Annotated in this window: 16 protein-coding genes; 14 read left to right on the top strand and 2 right to left on the bottom strand. The window is 40.2% G+C overall.

What is annotated here, in order from left to right; genetic code table 11:
- The first annotated feature begins 192 nt into the window (after window positions 1–192).
- The 6 genes from ACIFOT_RS12190 (at window position 193) to ACIFOT_RS12165 (ending at window position 8,578) form a co-directional block, all read left to right on the top strand.
- Window positions 193–1,479 (top strand): NapC/NirT family cytochrome c, encoded by a 1,287-nt coding sequence (locus tag ACIFOT_RS12190; protein WP_430064776.1) that lies wholly within the window; start codon window positions 193–195, stop codon window positions 1,477–1,479.
- Window positions 1,480–1,503: 24 nt separating this feature from the next.
- The gene (locus tag ACIFOT_RS12185) at window positions 1,504–2,676 is read left to right on the top strand and encodes a NapC/NirT family cytochrome c (RefSeq protein WP_430064774.1); all 1,173 of its coding nucleotides are present in this window, start codon (window positions 1,504–1,506) and stop codon (window positions 2,674–2,676) included.
- 28 nt (window positions 2,677–2,704) lie between these two features.
- A complete protein-coding gene (locus tag ACIFOT_RS12180) occupies window positions 2,705–3,424 on the top strand; it encodes a tetratricopeptide repeat protein (RefSeq protein ID WP_430064772.1) in 720 nt (239 codons plus the stop codon).
- A 15-nt stretch (window positions 3,425–3,439) separates the two neighbouring features.
- Entirely contained in the window at window positions 3,440–4,405 is a 966-nt protein-coding gene (locus ACIFOT_RS12175; RefSeq protein WP_430064770.1) for a 6-bladed beta-propeller, read from the top strand.
- Window positions 4,406–4,526: 121 nt separating this feature from the next.
- On the top strand, window positions 4,527–6,221 hold the full coding sequence (locus ACIFOT_RS12170) for a cytochrome c3 family protein (protein ID WP_430064768.1): 1,695 nt from the start codon (window positions 4,527–4,529) through the stop codon (window positions 6,219–6,221).
- Between the two features lie 302 nt (window positions 6,222–6,523).
- The gene (locus ACIFOT_RS12165) at window positions 6,524–8,578 is read left to right on the top strand and encodes a hypothetical protein (protein ID WP_430064766.1); all 2,055 of its coding nucleotides are present in this window, start codon (window positions 6,524–6,526) and stop codon (window positions 8,576–8,578) included.
- Between the two features lie 365 nt (window positions 8,579–8,943).
- Here the strand turns inward: ACIFOT_RS12165 and ACIFOT_RS12160 are convergent, their stop codons facing one another.
- The gene (locus tag ACIFOT_RS12160; RefSeq protein WP_430064764.1) at window positions 8,944–10,869 is read right to left on the bottom strand and encodes an SEC-C metal-binding domain-containing protein; all 1,926 of its coding nucleotides are present in this window, start codon (window positions 10,867–10,869) and stop codon (window positions 8,944–8,946) included.
- Window positions 10,870–11,137: 268 nt separating this feature from the next.
- On the opposite strand from ACIFOT_RS12160, the gene prfB reads away from it, so the two are divergent.
- A protein-coding gene (prfB, locus tag ACIFOT_RS12155; RefSeq protein ID WP_430064762.1) for a peptide chain release factor 2 occupies window positions 11,138–12,239 on the top strand; the annotation gives its coding sequence in 2 pieces (ribosomal slippage) (window positions 11,138–11,209 and window positions 11,211–12,239; 1,101 coding nt in all).
- Between the two features lie 115 nt (window positions 12,240–12,354).
- On the opposite strand, the gene ACIFOT_RS12150 is transcribed toward prfB, so the two are convergent.
- Complete coding sequence (locus ACIFOT_RS12150; RefSeq protein WP_430064760.1) at window positions 12,355–12,666, bottom strand: hypothetical protein; 312 nt, start codon at window positions 12,664–12,666, stop codon at window positions 12,355–12,357.
- Between the two features lie 218 nt (window positions 12,667–12,884).
- Here ACIFOT_RS12150 and ACIFOT_RS12145 point away from each other — a divergent pair, with 218 nt between their 5' ends.
- From ACIFOT_RS12145 to ACIFOT_RS12115, 7 genes are all read left to right on the top strand, one after another.
- Window positions 12,885–13,751 (top strand): YitT family protein, encoded by an 867-nt coding sequence (locus ACIFOT_RS12145; RefSeq protein WP_430064758.1) that lies wholly within the window; start codon window positions 12,885–12,887, stop codon window positions 13,749–13,751.
- A gap of 53 nt (window positions 13,752–13,804) precedes the next feature.
- Complete coding sequence (cccB, locus tag ACIFOT_RS12140; protein WP_430064756.1) at window positions 13,805–14,131, top strand: cytochrome c551; 327 nt, start codon at window positions 13,805–13,807, stop codon at window positions 14,129–14,131.
- A gap of 440 nt (window positions 14,132–14,571) precedes the next feature.
- Window positions 14,572–15,258, top strand: a complete 687-nt coding sequence (gene ftsE, locus ACIFOT_RS12135; protein ID WP_289988700.1) for a cell division ATP-binding protein FtsE — start codon at window positions 14,572–14,574, stop codon at window positions 15,256–15,258.
- A complete protein-coding gene (gene ftsX, locus ACIFOT_RS12130) occupies window positions 15,248–16,141 on the top strand; it encodes a permease-like cell division protein FtsX (protein ID WP_430064754.1) in 894 nt (297 codons plus the stop codon). Before ftsE ends, ftsX begins: the two co-directional genes overlap by 11 nt.
- 200 nt (window positions 16,142–16,341) lie before the next feature.
- Complete coding sequence (locus tag ACIFOT_RS12125; RefSeq protein ID WP_430064752.1) at window positions 16,342–17,628, top strand: murein hydrolase activator EnvC family protein; 1,287 nt, start codon at window positions 16,342–16,344, stop codon at window positions 17,626–17,628.
- Window positions 17,629–17,812: 184 nt separating this feature from the next.
- Complete coding sequence (locus ACIFOT_RS12120) at window positions 17,813–19,267, top strand: S41 family peptidase (RefSeq protein WP_430064750.1); 1,455 nt, start codon at window positions 17,813–17,815, stop codon at window positions 19,265–19,267.
- Window positions 19,268–19,572: 305 nt separating this feature from the next.
- The gene (locus ACIFOT_RS12115; protein ID WP_430064748.1) at window positions 19,573–20,766 is read left to right on the top strand and encodes a PDZ domain-containing protein; all 1,194 of its coding nucleotides are present in this window, start codon (window positions 19,573–19,575) and stop codon (window positions 20,764–20,766) included.
- The last annotated feature ends 277 nt before the right edge of the window (window positions 20,767–21,043 follow it).

Below are 21,043 nucleotides of genomic sequence, written 5' to 3'. Positions count from 1 at the left end.
AGATACTACCTTTAGAGAGGTTCAAATGGAAAATAAATAGATAATGAATCCAATATGGGAAGGGTGAGAAAAGTGGCCTTTTGGGGAAAAAAAAATAAAGAAAATAATCTCGAAACTAGAGAAGATAGAAAAAAAGTTGGCCCTATTCGGAGACTTTGGCAAAAGTTCCGAAATATAGATTGGAAGAATCCAGTGAACAGATGGAAATTACTTTTTGTCTCACTGATCGGTTGTATTGTTGTTTTTGGTGGGGGATATGGTGTTCTTTCTTTAACAAACTCGCCTGCATTCTGTTCCAGCTGTCATGAAATGGCACCTGAGTATTCAACATTTACTGCCAGTGCCCATAACCAGATTTCCTGCGTACAGTGTCATATTAAGCCAGGTGCGATAAACATGCTTACGCACAAAATGAAATCCATGAAAGAAGTGTACTACCACGTAACTGGAGTTCCGAAACAAATTGTGCAAACGGAAGAGGAAGCCGTTTCAAACGAAAACTGTTTACAATGTCACTCCAAGAACCGTCTTGTTACGGCATCTGGTGACTTGAAGGTTAACCACAAAGGACATATTGAAAAAGAGATCCCTTGTATTACCTGTCACGCTGGTGTTGTACATGCCAAAATGGCTACCCGCGGAATAAACGTTGAAGAAGTTCGCGGCGAGTGGACAAAAGAAAACGCTGAAAAAATGATGGAAAAGAAATATTTAAGACCAAACATGGGAACATGTATTGATTGCCACGATAAAGTAAACAACGGCGAGAAGCCTTGGAAAAATGCGGCATACAGTGTTCCGCCAAATCCTGAAGAAGTTGAGAAAAAATTAGAGGAAAATTCAAAGGAATCTGCAAAAAAAACCTCCACTGAAGCAACAACTGTAGCAGCAACTGAATTGAAAACTGAAGGAGAAAATGCAGAAACGATTGCAGCTGAGCATGAGGAAAAAACACAAGATATTATTTTACAAGCAATCGGCAAAGAACAAAAGGATGTTAAAATTTCGATGGAATGTGGAACCTGCCATAAGAAAGTAAAAGTTCCTAAGTCACATAAAACAGCTCAATGGAACCAAAAACACGGCGGAACGGCTGTTAACGAGTTAGATAAATGTGTGAACTGTCACCAAGATTCTAAATGGGTTAGAGAAATTCCAAAAGAAGACATTATCTCACTCCTTAAAATGAAAGAGTCCAAAACAAAATATAAAGCTAACCTCACTGTTGTAAAAGACCAATCGCGAATCAATAAATTCTGTAGTGCATGTCACAGTAACCGACCTCCTGGACACGTAAAGAGCGATCAATGGCTGACAGCTCATGCATCTAAAGCAAAAACAGCCGATCAAAAAGCAGAATGTTTTGTCTGCCACGATCAACAAAAACCAGTCCCAGGGTTTACAACAGCAAAAGCACCAACAGATGTTTATTGCGAATACTGCCACAGAACTGGCTTTAAATCAGATGTAAAAGATTAATAAATTAATAGGAGGGTCTCAATTATGGATGAAGAACAAAAAGAACTACCCGAGATGCCGGCCCCTCCCCGATTTCGCTATAAAGGATTTAAATTTCTGACGCTTACTTTGTTTTTTCTAGCCCTGTTCTTCTTTCTGGGATTTTCAGGGCTAGAAGCAACGTCAAGCTCAAAGGTTTGCTCATCCTGCCATGAGATGAAACCAGAATACTACACGTGGAAAGCCTCCGCGCACAGCGAAGTAGAGTGCACCAGCTGTCATACCGACACGGTGTACAAAGATTTAGCGAAAGATAAAGCTGGAGAGTTAGTAGAAAAATTAAAAAAACAATCATCTGGGACCTCTGCTGCACCAATAAGAATGCCGAATGAAATAAAGGATAGTGCCTGTGAGAGCTGCCACAATGTTTATACACGTGAATTCACTCCCTCAGGTGATATCATCATCCCACATGATAAGCATAAAAACAAAGGAGTTGAATGTGTCCAGTGTCATAGCGGCGTTGCCCACGGCAAAGTCGCCGATCGAAAAATGACCTTCTTAACAGACTTGGATAAATGGGACAGCAAAATAGGAAAAGCGGCAATGGCGGACATCAAATTTATTCGGCCTGATATGGATACATGTATGGAGTGTCATAAGGCAAGAAAAGTTTCAACCGAATGCAAAACCTGTCATACGACAGGAATGGTTCCAAAAAATCATAAAAAGGCTGATTTTTCTACAAAAACACATGGAAAATTAGCTGCAAAGGATTTACAGAAATGTAACCAGTGCCATAAAGATATGTCCGCAGTTCCAGTAGAAGGCTATGATGATGTTCCAACCTTAACAAAATATCTTAACAAGGATACCGTAACAGACCAAAAGAAAAAGAGCCATTATGATTACGCAAAAGATAATACCTTTTGTAAGGATTGCCATAGCAAACGCCCTGCCAGTCATACTCAGCGTTGGATGATGGATCACGGTAATCAGTCAGCAAAGGATAAACAACAATGTTTAGCGTGTCATAACTATCAAGCAGCTGGCGGGGTAAAAACAACAATGGTTGCATGCTCTTCCTGTCACCCGGCAATGCATAAGGGATTTGATAAAGAAAGGCATCCGGTGCCATTATCAGCTAATCAGCAGGTTACTGATTTTTGTTATACCTGTCACGTTAAAAGGACATGCTCTGCCTGCCATAAACAATAAGCACATTTGCTAGATTAGGAGGGTTCATATGGAAGCTTTAGATAAACCACTCAATCAAGAACAAGAAACACATTCGGAACAAGAACCTGAAAAACAGAAGAAAAAAACGAATAAGCAAAAGAACGAAAAATTTAAATGGTGGCAAACAATTCTCATCTTAACAATGACTTTAGTCATTTCAATAGGAGCAGGGTATTACGTAAGCAGCAAGTATTTGTGGTCAAATTACGATCAGGATCAGCTCAAGCAGCAATTAGAAGCTGCAAAAACAGCAGTAGACAAAAAACCAAATGATCCAAAGTCGCATGTAAGTCTTGGTTATGCCTACTTTTTAAATAATGATAACGATGAAGCAATTAAAGAATATAAAGTGGCTCTAGATTTAGATAAAAACTATTTCGATGCCTACTTTAATCTTGGACTTGTCTATAACAAAGAAAATAGACTCAATGACTCAGTGAAGATGGCCCAAAAGGCAACTGATATATCTCCAAAGGATTACAAAGGTCATCTTTTAAAGGGAATGTCCTATCGGAAGCTTAAAATGTATAAAGATGCCATTGAAGCACTGAATGAAGCGAACAAGCTAATGCCCGCTAATACCGACATTATTTATGAAATCGGCCGTGTGGCAGAAGACCAAGGTGATAAAAAGAATGCTGAGCAAATCTACAAAGATGCACTTAATTATGACCCTATGTACAAACCAGCATTAGATGGACTCAAAAGAGTCGCCAAAAATAGCTAAAGGGGTTGAAAACCAATGAAGAAAAAAACGGTCTATAAGTTGATGAGCGGGATTGTTATTTTAACCATTGCAGCTTATGCCGCCATCTACTTCTTAAATATGCAATCTGTTGTAAAAAAGGCACCAAATGTAATAGATCCAAATGCACCCCCAACCTTCAGCCAGTTAATTTATGGGGACTTTGATAACTCCTTAGATAAGCCGATGGATGTTGCCAAAATTGGTGAGTTTCTATATGTCTCAGATACTAATAATAAGAGAGTCCAAGTTTTTGATACCTCCGGAACATCCTTCTTTAAGTTTGGAAAGGAAGGAGAGGGAAAAGGGGATTTTAAATTCCCTTACGGTATTACCGGTGATAAAGAAGGAAATGTGTACGTTGCTGATTTATATAACGGAAAAATTTCTATTTTTGAACCAAAAGGAAAGTTTATTAAATATTTTGAGGATAAGGATAAAGTCTTAAAATCACCTGCTGGGCTTCGGATCTATGATGAAAAATTGTATGTGACGGATGTGCAGCAAAACAAAGTGTATGTCTTTAAGCTAAGCGGTGAAAAGCTTCTGGAAATTAAAGCCGGAGCAAATGATAAGGACACATTTAAGGCACCTAATGCAATTGCTTTAGACAAAAAATCAGATGAACTATTTATTTCAGACTCTGGAAATCAACGGATCCTAGCCTACGACAGTAAAGGTAATTACATTAGAACTATTAACGGTTCAAAAGATGGAAATGGCTCTTCTGTTTTCGTTAACCCACGCGGAATAGGCGTTGATTCACGCGGCATTCTATACGTTGTAAACAACCTGTCTCATACCATTTATGGATTTAATGAAAAAGGGAAGCAAGTCTTTACCTTCGGTTCTATGGGAGACCAGAATGAACAGTTCTATTTGCCAAACGGATTATACGTAGATGACAATGACCGAGTCTATATTACCGACACGTTGAACGAACGTGTAGCATTATACTATTAACCTATCATGTACCTTAAGGAGGTGATGCGCCAAATTATCGTAAGCGGGTAATTTCATAGTTTTAGATTCTTAAAAACAAAAAGAGAGAGAAAAAAGAGAGAAATTTTGGGAGGTTTTTGGAATGAGTAAGATTAAAGTAAGCTTTTCATTCCTGCTAACGCTACTTTTAGTAGGGATGTTTAGCGCAGTAGCTTTTGCGGCTGGTAGTAACCCTGTTAAGACACCGCCTGGTGATCCCGCAGATATTACCAATGGTTTAGTTACCGATGATAGAGGTAACGACAATAATTACAATACAGTTGATAAAAGTAACGCTAACAAAACTGGTTCTGGTGTTGGCGGCAACTCTGCCAATTTTGGCGAAGTTATCAAATCAGATGACATGATGAAGGCTGATGGTTCTCACGGAACACAACGTACCCACGGTTCTTACATGAACAACACTAACTCTTGTGCAAGCTGCCACCAAACACACACAGGAGCATCTAAAAACTTATTGTTCAAAGATGGGGAATATGCAACCTGTACTGCTTGTCATGATGGTACATTAGGCTTCTATAACGTATTTTCTAGCAGCGCTACTACTACAACCTCAACTGCAGGTACTTTCGGCGGAACACATGATGGTAACATGTCTGTTCACTTAGCTAACGGAACAGTTCAATTAACAGCAGCACCTGGCGGAAATCAGAACGGTACTGATAACTGGACTGCGGAATTCACTTGTGCTAGCTGTCACGCACCACACGGGTCTTACTCTGATCGTTTATTACATCCAGATCCAAATGGAATGGGTAACCTAACTGCTGATAAAGGCGGTAAGAGATTAGAAAACGTACCTGTTGTTACTGATATTTCAGCAAAGGTTGGTAGTGCAGACGTTACTTATAAAGACGCAACTGGCGCTAATGTAACAATTAACTATGTTCTTTATCGTTCTACAATTGGAGCAACTGTTCCAGCTGCTTATTCTGCAAAGGGATTAACAACTGGTGATACTGTTTTGCAATTAATGAAATGGAATGGCACTGCATACGTAAATGATACTGACCCATGGTTACATGGTTATGATTTCGATGCTGCTCACGTAAAACACTACTGGACTGCATTTAAAGACAATACTGGTAAAGAAGTATTTGATACTGACCAACTTAAAAAAGGTGAAATTTTAGGAAATGGATTTGCTGGAGTACCCGCATCAAAAACTGCTTTAGTAGCTACAGTTAATTCACTAGTTTCTGGTAACGTTGCACGTGGCTATGTTGTTAAACTTGACGTTTCAGCTCCAGATGTAAACAACGTAACAACAACAACTGCATCTTCTTTATGGGCAAGCAAATTAGCGAATGGTCAAAACAATCCTGGTTATGTAGCAAACCGCGGTGTTGCAATGTCTACATTCTGTTCTGCTTGTCACACTGACTATCTTGCAGGATCTGGTAAAGAAACTGGTACATTTGATCATGCATACCGCCACACTACAACTTCTGATAGCTACACATGCGTACGATGCCACTATGCTCACGGTACAGACGTAACTGTTATGCGTGATGCTCGTGGTTTAACTTACGACCAAATCTTGGCTGATACAACTAACTATCCATTCACTGGTGCAACTGACCGTGCCGGAGCAGTTAAAGAGTATCTATTGGATAAGAACCCATCTTCTGCCTTAAAACGATACACAAACATGGCTGTATGTTGGGCATGTCATACTTCTTCACACTCTGAAGGAACAAGAAATACAGATACTTACCAATACAACCCAACTCCTGGTATCGATACAGATCGTAACGGTGTTGAGTTCGACTATTAAAAAAAGCTACCAAATAGCTGCACTATTTGATAGCCCCGAATGGAATATTTAAGTTAAAGATGACAGCTCACCTTGGTGGGCTGTTATTCTATTTTTATTAAAACACCTGTTCACAATATTGTCAATTATTAGCTTCACAAATCTGTCAATCTTCTTTCACAGAACTGTTACCCAATTTCATTTTTAATAAAAGTATAATATTAATGTAGATAATAGGATTACTACATATTGAACAGGTGAAATTTGTTAAAATTCCTCTGCATGCTGCCAACAAATTGATACATATAAAGGGGTGACCAATTGTGTCTTTTAATAACAAATACCAGATTTATTTTTACTTCCCGCTTTTTTTATTGGCCTTCTCCCTGCTTCTCCCGATACAAGCCTTAGCTGAAGTAATCACGGATACTCCTCCTCCAACAGCAGTCTCAATAGGCAATATTAAAGTTGTGGATGGAATCACCAATATCACTGGTAAAGTGTCTGATAATCAAACTCCATCGGGTCAAATATTACTCGAATTAGTTGATGAAAATAGCCAACTTGTTCAAACAATAGTGCCAACTACTGATGGTACTTGGACTTATAGTGGTCAATTGTCTGTTAAGATAAATTCCCTCTTTATTAAAGCCACTGATACTGCTGGAAATATAAAAACGGTACCGGTGGATAACACTCGTCCCCATGTAAAAGCTTTAAATATTTCTGTCTTTCTATCAAAAGACAGAAACACAAAAGAAGAAGTAACTAAACAAGTGGATCTCATAAAAACAGATGATATGACAAGAGTTTCTTTAAACCCAACTATAACAATTGATCTGCTAGATAACGACGTTTTAGATAATCAAAATTTTACAAACCCGCTAACTGTTTTTAATAAAAAAGGTAATGTCAATGGAACGATTTCAGTAAATGACCAAAAACAAATTGTTTTTGCACTAAAGGACTTAACACCAAGTACCACCTACTACATTATGTTTAACTCATCATTAACTGATGACGCAGGCAATGCTGTTTTCCCTGTTATTAAGAAATTTACCACTGTTAGCAGTACAGTTAATGATGCCGATATAGATATATACCCGGCTGATTCGGATAAACAGCCCCATGGGTACTATACAAACAATGTAAATACTTGCATAAATTGCCATAATACCCACGTGTCAGAAAGTTCAAATTTAGAAAGTCCAAAAAGTACATATTCTCCAAAGGATCAATCACTGATGGATAGCTACTGCATGGCTTGCCATGATGGAACTACTGCAGCTCCTATGCCTGAAAACTATGGTTCTGATAGTTTATCAAAGCACGAAACACAAAGTTCTGACCACCATTCAAAGGCCGGATCTTGTACATCCTGCCACAATCCGCATCTTACTTGGAGTATGGAGAATCCTAATTTTTTGATGGACCATTATGTATACAAACATAAAGACGAAGATAAGGTGGACGGAGTAAAAGTTGGCGAAGTCGACAGCCGATATCAGCTCTGTGAAAAATGCCATGAATTAAACACCAATTATTACAAAAATCTAGCAAGAGACTTGGTAAAACAACTAAATGATCCTAATAATCCAGATGCCTACCGTGTAATGCATTATCGAAAGCTTTCATCCAAAGGTAATATCAAAGATTACGACCTCTGTTTTAGCTGCCACAACGAACAGAAGGAAGCTAAAGATGGGACAAAGGATATCCTAACATACTATAACGATTCCACTTCAAAACATTTAATTACAGCAATGGACGGCAGCATACTTAATGGAAATATACCATGTTCCGAGTGTCATCAAACCCATGGTTCAAAAAATCTTTATCTATTGAAATCAAAATACGGCCATGAAAATCAAGAGGATGCAGTATTCAGCTTTACCACAGGAATGAGTTGGGATACAGCAAAAGAACGGGAATTCTGTATGAAATGTCATAATGCATCTAATACTTCCATATTTGGATTAGCTGCTGGGCTGCCATCACAAGGTCATGAATTAACCAGCTCGGAAAAATGCTCTGCTTGTCACAGTACATCAGGAACATTTATGGAAGCGGCTCATGCGCCTAAGGCATCTAATAGACAATTGCCAGTCGCGACACCTCAGCTCCAAGCAAAAAGCACTCCATCAGGGGGGACAAATACAGCGTCAGAAGCAACAAGTACTCCTTCAGGAGGAACAAGTACAACATCTGCAGCACCAAGTACTCCAGCAGGAGGAACAAGCACGACGCCGGAAGGAACAAGTACTCTAGCAGCAGGAACAAGCGCGACACCGGAAGGAACAAGTACTCCAACAGGAGGAACAAGCACGGCACCGGAAGGAACAGGAACAACACCAATAGACACTGGAACAGCACCATAAAAGCTAAAAAAATCGAGATCCCATTTCTCGATTTTTTTAATTCTTATAAAAAGAGAGGTGCTTCCTCCTTTTTCTTTTCTGTAAAAAAATGTTATCTTTTGCAGAAAGAAAGTTCTTTTTATTGCGACCCAATTCTACATATCTCTTGCCTTCTATATATTATGCCTAATTAAAAACGATTGGTTCATTATTAAGAATACTTAGTGTTTTTATAGTGTGATTGTAAAAAAATGTCATACATCCGAATAATACACAAATTTATGCAGCATTCCAAAAGATTAAGGTAAAATTGTTTTATCCAAAATAAAGTCCCAAGTGAAGGAGTTTCACTTGGGACAAAATATTTTCAGTGCAAATTCAGTTTTTCAGGCCTTTTTATTTTTCAACCACTCCTGCAGCCCCTCGATCTTCCTCCACAAATGCAAATGCATATCCGCATAAACAATCGCTTCATTCTCATCACCAAACCCGTAAAACTCAGGAGCATAGGCTGGGAGTCGCTTTCTGCCAGTTAAGTAAGCAATGACATGCTTGTTCGCTTTCTTAGCTTGCATAAGAAGCATGACTGCATTTTTAGTAAAACCATTATCGTAAAGATCAATCAACAGCTTATTGAAGTAATACTGTGCTGTTTCCTCTTCATATTGTGCAAGCAAAGCTCGGGCCTTATCTATTTCGCCTAAATCGACATATGCCACAAACAAAGAGTAACGTACACCTTGGTTATCCATTGGATTTAGCTCAAGCAACTCTTCGTATTGCTGCGCTGCCTCAGCGATTTTTCCTAAAAGAGAAAGAGCTTCGGCATAATGCTGCTTTGCCCGCATGAACGGTCTTGTTTCGATTAAGCCCCAGAAGGAGCCTGTGTTTTCTTTGAAAAAGGCTTTGCCTAGTTCTCTCTCTCCGGCTTGAATTCCTTTTTCGTAAAGTAGAATCGCTTCTTCAAGACTCTTTGTTTTTTCTGCGAGAATGACGTAGGCATCTGCACAATTTGGATTAAGCTTTAGTGCTTCTTCAGCTAGTTTATATCGATGTTTTCCTTCAGTCTGCATGGCATCGTAGATGATGTTTCTAGCTCGTTCTTGAGCGGATCTCGATATCTTTCCCGAAGTGCTTTTTACTTTTTTAGCAGTCTTTTCAACACTTGGCAATGTCTGCACATTTGATTCAACCACATGTATACCCTGGTTTTTAGGAAACTCAATCACGGTTGCTTCCTTAAATGGCGGGTCTTCGTCGGCGTTGAATACGAGTCCCATCAGCTCAGCGATTTCCATTGATAGTGCAGATTCTAGCTCCGAATAAATTGAGCTGATACCTCCTGGGGAAACTCCATAAAGTTCAGCTAATTTCTTTTGGGTAAACACTTTTTCCATAGGAGCGATGGTAGAAAGTAAATAATGCAGGGCAGCTACATAAAGATAGGGATTTTGAATTCGCTTTTGTTTTTTTAGGCAAAAATTCAGCCAAAGAATTACGCCGGTATCGACAATCGGAGTCGGCACTCCCAAGGCCTCTAGCCTGTTTTTGAAAATATCCGCAACTTCTTTATAAATCGGTGCCGGCCATTCCATTTCGTCAATATCAAGCAGGCCGCCTATCATCGGAAGTTCATTCAAGACCTCCATGAAAAAATCAGTGAGGTAATCTTGTGGTGAGTCATAATCAGCCTCTATGCTGCCTTCCTCAATATATTGGAAGGCATGTTCGGGTTCTATATCCGGCAAATCAAATGGGGATGGGAAAAAGACATAGTTTTGTTCGTAGGGAACCAAGATTCCAACGAAGAAGGAGCCTTCCTCAATCGTAACCGGCATGCCCGTAACGACCGCATCCAATTGTTCACCGGTAAACCCGTCCTCTACAGTAATTTTGTTATTTTCCAGGGTAATGACCTGCCCGGCAATGGTTCTGGCATTCGTCCAGGTTTGTAATATTTGCTTCAGTTTCGGCCGCTTCATTTTGCTAGTTTCCGAAGCAATGAATTTCTTAACTATTGTATTTCCGTCTTCTAATTCTTCAAAAAGCGAAAACCAAATGGTATGGATCAATTCATAGAAATGCAATTCCTGTTCATTATCAATGTCAGTGAAAGTCCCAAAGTCTTCAAAATCCTCTTGGATGTCATGTCCATAGTGATAGACAGCAAAATGAATCAGCTGCTTTTGCAGGTCATCAATTTCCCCTTCAAGGATTTGCGTGATAGAAATAGCTTCGGTTGCGCCGCAGCACTTTTTGTACTTTTTCCCGCTGCCGCAGGGACAAGGGTCATTCCGGTTTATTTTCTCCAACTCACTCCGCTCCTTTGTCTCCCAATTTTTGTGAAAATGCTATGTAGAAAACTAAAAGAATTTAAGTGCATTTCGTCCAATATGTTCTTATTTAATAGTACCATTTTTAACAGGATGATAGATGAAATATACGAAGTATTTTTACTATCAGGCGGTCAAGTTTTGAATTTTATACGGTAATCACGCTATAATGGATAGGGAACTGAGCGATGCCTTCAAAATAAACTAAATACAGGATATGATTTTTATTTTTATAGAGGTGACGAAAATGGAATTAGCAGAAATTCGGAATGAACTTGAAAAAACAGCTAAGAAATTGGCGGACTTTAGGGGGTCTCTTTGACCTGGAAAATAAGGAAGCTAGAATCGCTGAGCTAGAGGATGCCATGCTTCATCCTGATTTTTGGAATGATCAGCAGGCTGCACAAACGGTTATCAGTGAAGCTAACGGTTTAAAAGAACAGGTGAATGAGTTCAATGAATTGAATGACTCATTAGAAAACTTGGAACTGACCTATGAGCTTGTCAAAGAAGAAAATGATGCCGAGCTGCGTACGGAGCTTGAAGACGAGCTTCTTCAGTTAACTGGGCGCTTAAATCAATTTGAACTGCAGCTTCTTTTAAGTGAAGAGTATGATAAAAGTAATGCGATTTTAGAGCTCCACCCTGGCGCTGGTGGAACGGAATCACAGGACTGGGGATCAATGCTATTAAGGATGTATACACGATGGGCAGAAAAGAAGGGCTTTAAAGTGGAGACACTGGATTACCTGCCTGGCGATGAAGCGGGGATAAAAAGTGTGACGCTGTCGATTAAAGGTCATAATGCTTATGGCTATTTAAAAGCAGAAAAAGGGGTTCACCGGCTTGTACGGATTTCGCCGTTTGATGCCTCAGGCCGCCGCCATACTTCATTTGTCTCTTGTGAAGTGATGCCTGAAATGAATGATGATATTCAAATTGAGGTCCGGACAGAGGATTTAAAAATTGATACGTATCGTGCGACTGGCGCGGGCGGACAGCATATCAACACGACGGATTCAGCGGTGCGGATTACTCACCTTCCAACAGGTGTGGTAGTGCAATGCCAGTCAGAGCGCTCGCAAATTAAAAACCGTGAAGCGGCCATGAAAATGCTAAAGGCCAAGCTCTATCAACGAGAAATTGAGCGCCAGGAACAAGAGCTATTGGAAATTCGTGGTGAACAAAAGGAAATCGGCTGGGGGAGTCAAATCCGTTCTTATGTCTTCCATCCTTATTCGATGGTAAAGGATCACCGAACCAGTACGGAAAGTGGTAACGTTCAGGCTGTTATGGACGGGGAATTAGATCAGTTTATAAACGCTTACTTGCGTTCGAGAATTTCATAATAAATATTAAGGCCTTTGTCGATAGGTTCGGCAAAGGCTATACTTTTTGTGATTTTTGCCGATCTTGGAGGAATTGAGGGTGTTTTTGAAGTCTTCTAAGGGGTTCATTCTAAAATTACATCCAATTACCACGCCTCATCTCTTCTGATACTAGCTCAAACATCTTATCGTGGTCCTCTAATTTGTTTTCAATATGTCTAAAATGACTTCTAAACTCAGAGGCATTGTTTTCAACTGTGTCCTTAAGAGTTTGAATACTCATATCAACGTTATCTAACCTTTGATTGATCCCCACAAATTGCTGGTCCATGCCGTCGAGCCGATTCTCAATTGCGTCAAACCGCTGGTCCATGACGTCGAGCCGATTCTGAATTGTATCAAACCGCTGGTTCATTTGTTCCATCATTTGTTTTAACAAGTGCTCCATCCTTACTCACCTCCTTTTTACAAATTATAGCATATTAAAAATTAATTCCGACAAAAAATTCCCTTATGTAAAGCTTTATGAAAATCACAATTATTGCAAATGCTAAATATAATTTTAATCCTTTATCGCGGTAGCCCAATGCCATTTACAGCCTAAATGGGTCATGCTATACTCACTCTCGGTCAGTGAAATGAAGAATTTTAGAGGAGAAAGCAATCATGAATATTTTAAGCAAAATCACCGATACATATCCGAAAACGAGAGTGGCAATTGATTATCTATTTGTCCTAATCGGCTCCGCAATCATTGCGTTTGCCTTTAACGTGTTCCTTTTGCCAAACCAAATTGCCTCTGGCGGTGTCAGCGGCATAAGTACGATTCTGAAAACAGTCCTTGGCTGGGAGCCCGCTTATGTCCAGTGGGCATTTAATATTCCACTATTTATTGCCGGCGTTATTTTATTAGGAAAGCAATTTGGGGTAAAAACGTTAGTTGGAACAATCTTTCTACCGATGGTAGTATTCGCTACAAAAAATATAGAACCATGGACACATGACGCGCTGCTTGGAGCTTTGTTCGGCGGAATTGGTGTCGGTCTCGGTCTCGGGATTGTTTTTAGAGGGAAAGCATCAACTGGCGGAACGGATCTAGCAGCTCAGATTATTAATAAATACACAGGATTTACGTTGGGTAGATGTGTGGTTTTGATTGATGGCGTTATTGTTCTGACTGCTGCCATCGTATTCGATATCGAAAAAGGGCTGTATGCTTTAATCGCTCTTTATGTGACAAGTAAAACGATTGACTTGATACAGGTTGGATTTGGACGGTCGAAAATGGCGATGATTATTACCAATAAGCAGGAGGAAGTCCGGAAAGGTATTTTGAAAAAAGTGGAACGGGGCGTGACCAAGCTTTCTGCACATGGGGGATTTACCGATAATGAACGTCCCGTGTTAATGTGTGTGGTCGATCAATCGGAGTTCACAAAATTGAAACAATTGGTTAAAACCCTTGATCCATCTGCATTTGTCGTCGTTATGGATGCTGCTGAGGTACTAGGTGAGGGTTTCAAACGGGCTTAGTACTAGTTTATACTATAATAGTAATGGAATTTTTTTCTGTAGGGGGAAAAATAATGAAGAAAAAGCTACTAACGTTGTTAATGGGGACATCTTTAGTAATGGGACTTGCTGCTTGCGGCGGCGGTTCAGACGATGACAATGGCAAGGATACCGCTTCTGGCGGTGAGGCAGCAAAGATTGTTGATCAAAAATGCTCAGGCTGCCATGGCGGAGATTTAAAAGGGGCAATGGGTCCGGACTTAACGAAGATTGGATCTAAATACTCCAAGGATGAAATTTTAGATATTCTTAAAAATGGCAAGTCAGGCGGTATGCCAGCTAACGTAGTGGAAGGTGATGACGCTGAAACGGTAGCTGCATGGCTTGCAGAAAAAAAATAAAACCATTGAAAAACGTTCTGTGAAATCGGCAGAGCGTTTTTTTCATTCTATCTAAATTGTGGCAGTTCGCGAAATAAAGAAGGAAATCGGCGAAATAAATTCTAAATTCCGCGGAATCCCCGTTCCCTCCCGCGAAATCCCCAATTCCCTATAAAATGAATAGTCCTTCTTGCCTACTGAATAAATATGCAAGCAAAAAAAATCGACAAAACAGCCGTATCCTTTTGTTAAAAAAGGCCGTAATACTAGATAAACATGGCGGACTTTGTATTCTTTGAAAAGAAACTGTAATATTTTTACCGCTTTTTTTGGCGATTTATGATGTTATAATAATATCATGCGAAATTTTGCGCACATTGTCTTGTATTTTGGCTGCTTTTGAAAATAAAAGAAGATTTTTGTCGAATTTTCTAAAATAACTTTAAAACTAGGTGATATAAATGATAGAACTGCAAGAGGTATATAAAAAGTACCCGAACGGCGTAACGGCCGTTAATGGAATAGATGTCCGGATTAACCAGGGCGAATTTGTTTATGTTGTTGGTCCAAGTGGTGCCGGGAAATCGACCTTCATTAAAATGATGTACCGTGAGGAGGTACCAACCTCAGGAACCATCATGATGAATGGTGTAAACTTAGCAAAATTAAAAATGAAAAAGGTTCCGCTTTTCAGACGGAATCTAGGTGTTGTTTTCCAGGACTTTAAGTTGCTTCCAACTCTTACAGTCTATGAAAATGTAGCTTTTGCTCTTGAAGTAATTGAAGCACAGCCAAAGTATATTAAAAAACGAGTCATGGAAGTTCTTGACCTTGTGAATCTAAAACATAAGATTAAAATGCTGCCTTCCGAGCTTTCCGGCGGTGAGCAGCAGCGTGTTTCCATCGCTCGCTCCATCGTCAACTCACCGAAAGTAGTTATTGCAGACGAGCCTACTGGAAACCTGGATCCGGATACGTCATGGGAAATTATGAAGATTTTTGAAGAGATAAATGAAAGAGGAACAACGGTTGTGATGGCAACCCATAACAGGGAAATCGTTAATACATTAAGGCATCGCGTGATCGCTATCGAAGGCGGAAAAATCGTACGTGATGAGCAGAAAGGTGATTACGGTTATGAAAATTAGAACAATTGGCCGTCACGCCCGCGAAAGCTTAAAAAGCATTGGCAGAAATGGCTGGATGACTTTTGCATCCGTTAGTGCCGTTACCGTTACATTAATTTTAGTCGGCGTCTTTTTCGTTATTATGATGAATCTTAATAGAGTGGCTGAGACCATTGAAGAGGACGTGCAAATCCGCGTTCACATCGACGTGGCTGCCAACAAACAAGATCAGCAAGCATTAAAAAGTGAGATTGAAAAGATACCTGAAGTAAAAAGTGTCAAATTCTCGCCAAAGGAACAAGAATTAAAAGACTTAGTGCAGAGCCTTGGTGAAGAAGGAAAGGCCTTTAAGCTATTTGAACAGGATAATCCGCTAAACGATGTATTTATCGTAAAAACGAAAAAACCGACAGATACCATGAAGGTTGCGAAACAAATAGAAAAAGACAATTTCGTGGCAAAAGTAAAATACGGGCAGGGCAAGGTTGAAAAATTATTTAAATTTATCAAGGCAAGCCGAGATGTCGGGGTTGTCTTAATTATCGGCTTATTCTTTACAGCGATATTCTTAATCTCTAACACCATTAAAATTACGATTATTGCTAGACGCAGAGAAATTAAGATTATGAGATTAGTAGGAGCGACGAATAATTTTATTCGCTGGCCATTTTTCCTTGAAGGTTTATGGCTCGGTATTCTTGGTTCCATATTACCGATTATCCTGATCGCAATTGCCTACTATCGTGCTTATGACTATATCGGACCAAAGCTTCAGGGAACGTTTATTAAAGTTCTGCCTTTCGATCCATTCGTCTATCAGGTTTCCGGCATCCTCATTTTAATGGGGGCCTTGATAGGAGTATGGGGAAGCGTCATGTCCGTTAGGAAGTTTTTAAAGGTTTAGGCTGCTTTAAAGGCCATGTTGATTTTTAACACAGTGGATTGAAGCGCAAATCAACTACTAAGTTTAAAAGACCCAAGGTTTAAAAATCATCAGGGAGGGCTTACTACGAGGCCCTTCCTGATTTCTTCGTTAAAAAACAAACAAACAAACAGATAAAGAACGATTTACCTGTACATAGAGAAATGGGAGGAGAAATCGAGATGAGGAAAACATTTATCACTCTCGCCACTGTTGCCGCAGTGGGGTTTGGGACCATTTTTGCGGGAGTTCCTGCAAAGACAAACGCAGAATCCATCTCCAAACTAAAAGGCGACCAAAATAAAATCCAAGAGCAGCGTTCCGATGTGAAATCAGGAATTAATGCAGCAAATGATAAAATCAGTGACCTGCAAAATCAGCAGGCAGACGTAAAGAGCGAAATGAAGCGCCTGGACTATGCCATCACTGACGCGACTAATAAGATTAATAATGAAACGGCCAAAATAGAAAAAACTAAAGTTGAAATTACAAAACTTCAAGAAGAAACAAAGGTTTTAAAGGATCGAATTAAAAAGAGAAATATACTCTTAAAGGACCGTGCACGCAACTATCAGGAAAATGGCGGAATGGTCAACTATCTCGATGTCTTAATGGGCTCCGAAAGCTTTAGTGATTTCATTGACCGTGCCAATGCAGTCGCCACTATCATGCAAGCGGACCGGGATATTTTAAAGCAGCATGAAGCCGATAAAAAGGAACTTGAAACAAAGCAAGCACAAGTGGAAAAAGACCTTGCCAGCCTGCAAACCATGGTGGCAAACTTAGAAAAAATGAACAAGCAGCTGGCTGCTCAAAAGGCGGAAAAAGATAAATTATTAGCCGGTCTAGTCGAGCAAGAACAAGAGGAACATGAACATGTAATGGACTTGAAAGAGCAGGAAGAACTCTTGGCAGCACAAGAGGCAGCAATTAAAAAGGCCATCCAATTAGAACAAGAAAAACAAGCACAGGCAGCAGCAGCAGCCAATAAAAACAACTCCTCAAGCACAAGCTCAAGCTCAAACAGCGGCGGCGGAGCGAGTTCTGGTTCAGTTCCAGGAATTTCTAGTGGCTATTGGACACAGCCAGCAGTCGGCAGACCCTCATCAGGTTTTGGTATGCGAAGTGACGGCATGCACTATGGTGTAGATATTGCAAATAAGACTAAGGTACCAATTGTTGCAGCAGCAGACGGTGTCGTCATTAGATCCTATCTATCTAGCAGTTATGGAAACTGTATTTTCGTTTCACACTCCATTAATGGACAAGTGTATACGACTGTATATGCCCATATGAGCTCACGGATAGTTGGCAATGGCGCTGTTGTGAAAAAAGGCCAGCAAATCGGTGTTATGGGTAATACAGGTTCATCTGAAGGACAGCACTTACACTTTGAACTTCATAAAGGTCCGTGGACGCAGGATAAGCACAATGCCATCGATCCAAGAGGAATTGTTCCACTTCCATAATAAGATACAGGAGAAGCTTTTTGCTTCTTCTTTTTTTTATTTTTAATAATCCGTCTAATAGTTCGTCCACATTTCTATTCATAACTCGTCCATTCCGCTCATATATGTTAATAATCGGGCAGGAAAATGATGCCTTTATATAAAAATAGATAGTAAATAGGCATTTTAGCTGAGGAGGATCTCAATGAATCGAAAATGGATTGCCCTGTTAATGACGGGTTCGCTTCTCACGGGAGCGGGGGGCACATATGCAGGAATGCAGTTTTTTGAAAATAAACAAACAAGCTCCGCCCTCGAGCAAGCACTATCTCCAAAAAATAAAGCCGAAAATTCTGCAACAGAAACTGCCGACCTCGGAAAAGTCGAACAAGCCTATGATTTGATTTCAAGCCGATACGTTGAAAAAGTAGACAGTGACAAACTGGTTGAAGGGGCCATTCAAGGAATGCTTTCCGTTTTAAAGGACCCTTATTCCGTTTATATGGACAAGGATACAGCCCAGCAATTCACCCAATCGTTAGAATCATCTTTTGAAGGAATCGGCGCTGAGGTCGGCATGGTGGATGGCAAAATTGTTATCGTCTCTCCTTTTAAAGACTCCCCAGCTGAAAAAGCAGGCATTAAGCCAAACGATCAAATTCTAAAGGTAGACGGCAAGAGTGTGGAGGGACTTGACCTAAATAAGGCGACGTTAAAAATCCGCGGTAAAAAGGGCACCACCGTAAAGCTGGAAATAGCCCGTAATGGACTAAAAGAACCGCTCACCATTGACGTGAAGCGAGATGAAATTCCGCTTGAAACCGTTCATGCTTCGGTTAAAAAGCATGATGGCAAAAAGGTCGGCTATATTGAAGTAACATCATTCTCAGAAGATACAGCAGCGGATTTTAAAAAGGACTTAAAGGCTTTGGAGAACGATCATATCAAAGGCCTGATTATCGATGTGCGCGGGAATCCGGGTGGATTTTTGGAAAGTGTTGGTGAAATCTTAAAAGAATTTGTGCCGAAGGATAAGCCATATGTGCAAATACAAGAACGAAACGGAGATAAAAGGCGCTATTTCTCTACTATTTCCGAAAAGAAGGATTATCCTGTTGTCGTTTTGGTAAACAAGGGCAGTGCATCAGCATCGGAAATATTAGCTGGATCTCTTAAGGAGGCCGATGGTTACCAGCTGGTCGGTGAAACTACTTTTGGCAAAGGAACGGTGCAGCAGGCTGTACCAATGGGGGATGGAAGTAATATTAAATTAACGTTAGCTAAATGGCTGACCCCGGATGGAAATTGGATTCATAAAAAAGGCATTAAGCCGGATGTCGCCATTAAACAGCCAGCCATTTTTGGAACCCATCCGCTACAGGTTGAGAAGCCGCTTGTGGAGGACATGAACAATGAACAGGTGAAGAGCGCCCAAGAAATTCTTGACGCCCTTGGATTTGCTCCAGGCCGGACAGACGGATACTTTAGTTCCGAAACGAAAATTGCTGTAAAAGGCTTCCAACAGCAATATAATCTGACATCAACCGGGAAAATTGATAGCAAAACAGCAGCCAAACTGGAAGAAATTGTGATTAAAGAAATGAAAAAAGAGAAAAATGACCTTCAGCTGCAGACGGCGTTGAGGTTGATTACAAAATAGAATACAGGGGCTTTTGGCCTCTGTTTTTTTGTCTTTTATTCTAATATTTTAGTGGATTCGCAGAATATACTGCAGTTTTTTGCGGAATTATCGAGAATTTCCACTGAAATAGCAGCCAAGTTCGCGGGAATTAGGGGTGATGCTCGTAAATCCACAATATGGCCAGGCGGAAATTAGTAAGAAAGACATTTTTTCATTTTTCTAGAAACTAGCAATATGTTTTATGGGTGTTATTTGGTAAAATAATCTTTAAGAGATTTTTTATACTAGAATGCTAGAAATTTAATAGAGGCAGGTGACAGGAATTGGTGCAAATATGGCTTGTAGAGCTTCTTAAAGGGACAGGCAAGTTATTTCTTCATCCTGTTTTATACTATCTCGTTTTCCTTGCAGGGATTTTAGGCGTCTTGAGGGTGAAACGTGAACGGAAAAATTTCCATATTCGGGCGTATGATGCCTATTTCGAGCTCCGGCAGTTGTTTCCAACTGGCCTTTTAATTGGTCTGGTGATTTCTATTATTGTGGTCGCGGCAGGGATTGCCGTACCTTTTGCCGCAATCTTGCTGATCGCTGGATTTACGTTCTTGTGGTCTCTTACAACAAATGTTCGCTGGGTATCACCAGCCTACACGGTAGGTGCAGCCTTTTTTGCAATCATTTTGTTTTCGGAAAATAACTGGTCCATTCCCCCGTTTTCGGATGCTTTCCATTCGATTGGTGACAAGGTGTATCCTTCCATTGTCGTAATATTGGGGCTTTTGTTAATCGCGGAAGGGATTTTGATTGTAAAAAATGGCACTAGAGGAACTTCTCCAAAACTAGCGAAAAGCAAGCGGGGGCAAAGCATTGGTGTCCACGAAGTGAAACGCATCTGGATGCTCCCATTGTTTATGCTGGTACCAGGTGATACCCTCCATCTTCCGTTCGAATGGTGGCCGGTCTTTCATATCGGGGCAAAGGAATTTTCGCTTATTCTTGTTCCATTTGCGATTGGCTTTCACCAACAAATTAAAGGGACACTGCCAAAAGAAGCGGTCGAGCTCTATGGCCGGCGAGTTATCACCCTTGGAGTCCTGGTTACAATCCTTTCCGCAGCTGGCTATTGGAATCCGCTATTCGGCATTGTGGTTGCCTCACTGGCTATCATTGGTCGTGAATCTTTAGCATTATTTGCTTATTTGAAGGATGAAGGGCTGCCATTTTATTTTTCGAAAAAAAATCAAGGCCTGATGATTATCGGGATTATACCGGAATCTCCTGCAGATAAAATGGGACTTCAGGCCGGGGAAATCATCGCAAAAGTCAACGGAGTATTGGTTCTTGATGAAAAAGAGTTTTACGAAGCCCTGCAAAAAAATCGTGCCCATTGCAAACTCGATGTTCTGGATACAAATGGCGAAATTCGCTTCGTTCAGCGTGTTTTATTTGAGGGGGATCACCACGAGCTGGGGATTCTTTTCGTACATGATGAACGCAGGTATGATGAAAAAATTGGATAAAGAAAGGGCTGCTTCCGGCAGCCCTTTTTATATTCCGGTATCATTATTAAAATAGCCATATTGTTATACCTCAATTTATTCCTAAAAAATAGTGGCATAACTTATTGCACAATCAAACAGCATTACTGCTTCGTTTATCGTTAATGAGGCATAAGGATGTTGTAATTTCCACTACCATACCATTTAAAAAAAAACTTAACAATATGAGGGCAGAAATCACCATCAGTGATTCTGCCCTTTATTTTTTTAATCCCCTTAACAGGATCTAAAGTTGCTG

This window comes from Neobacillus sp. NRS-1170 (assembly GCF_050468025.1).
The sequence above is the reverse complement of the archived record's forward strand: the minus strand, read 5'-3'. Positions and strand labels throughout refer to the sequence as shown.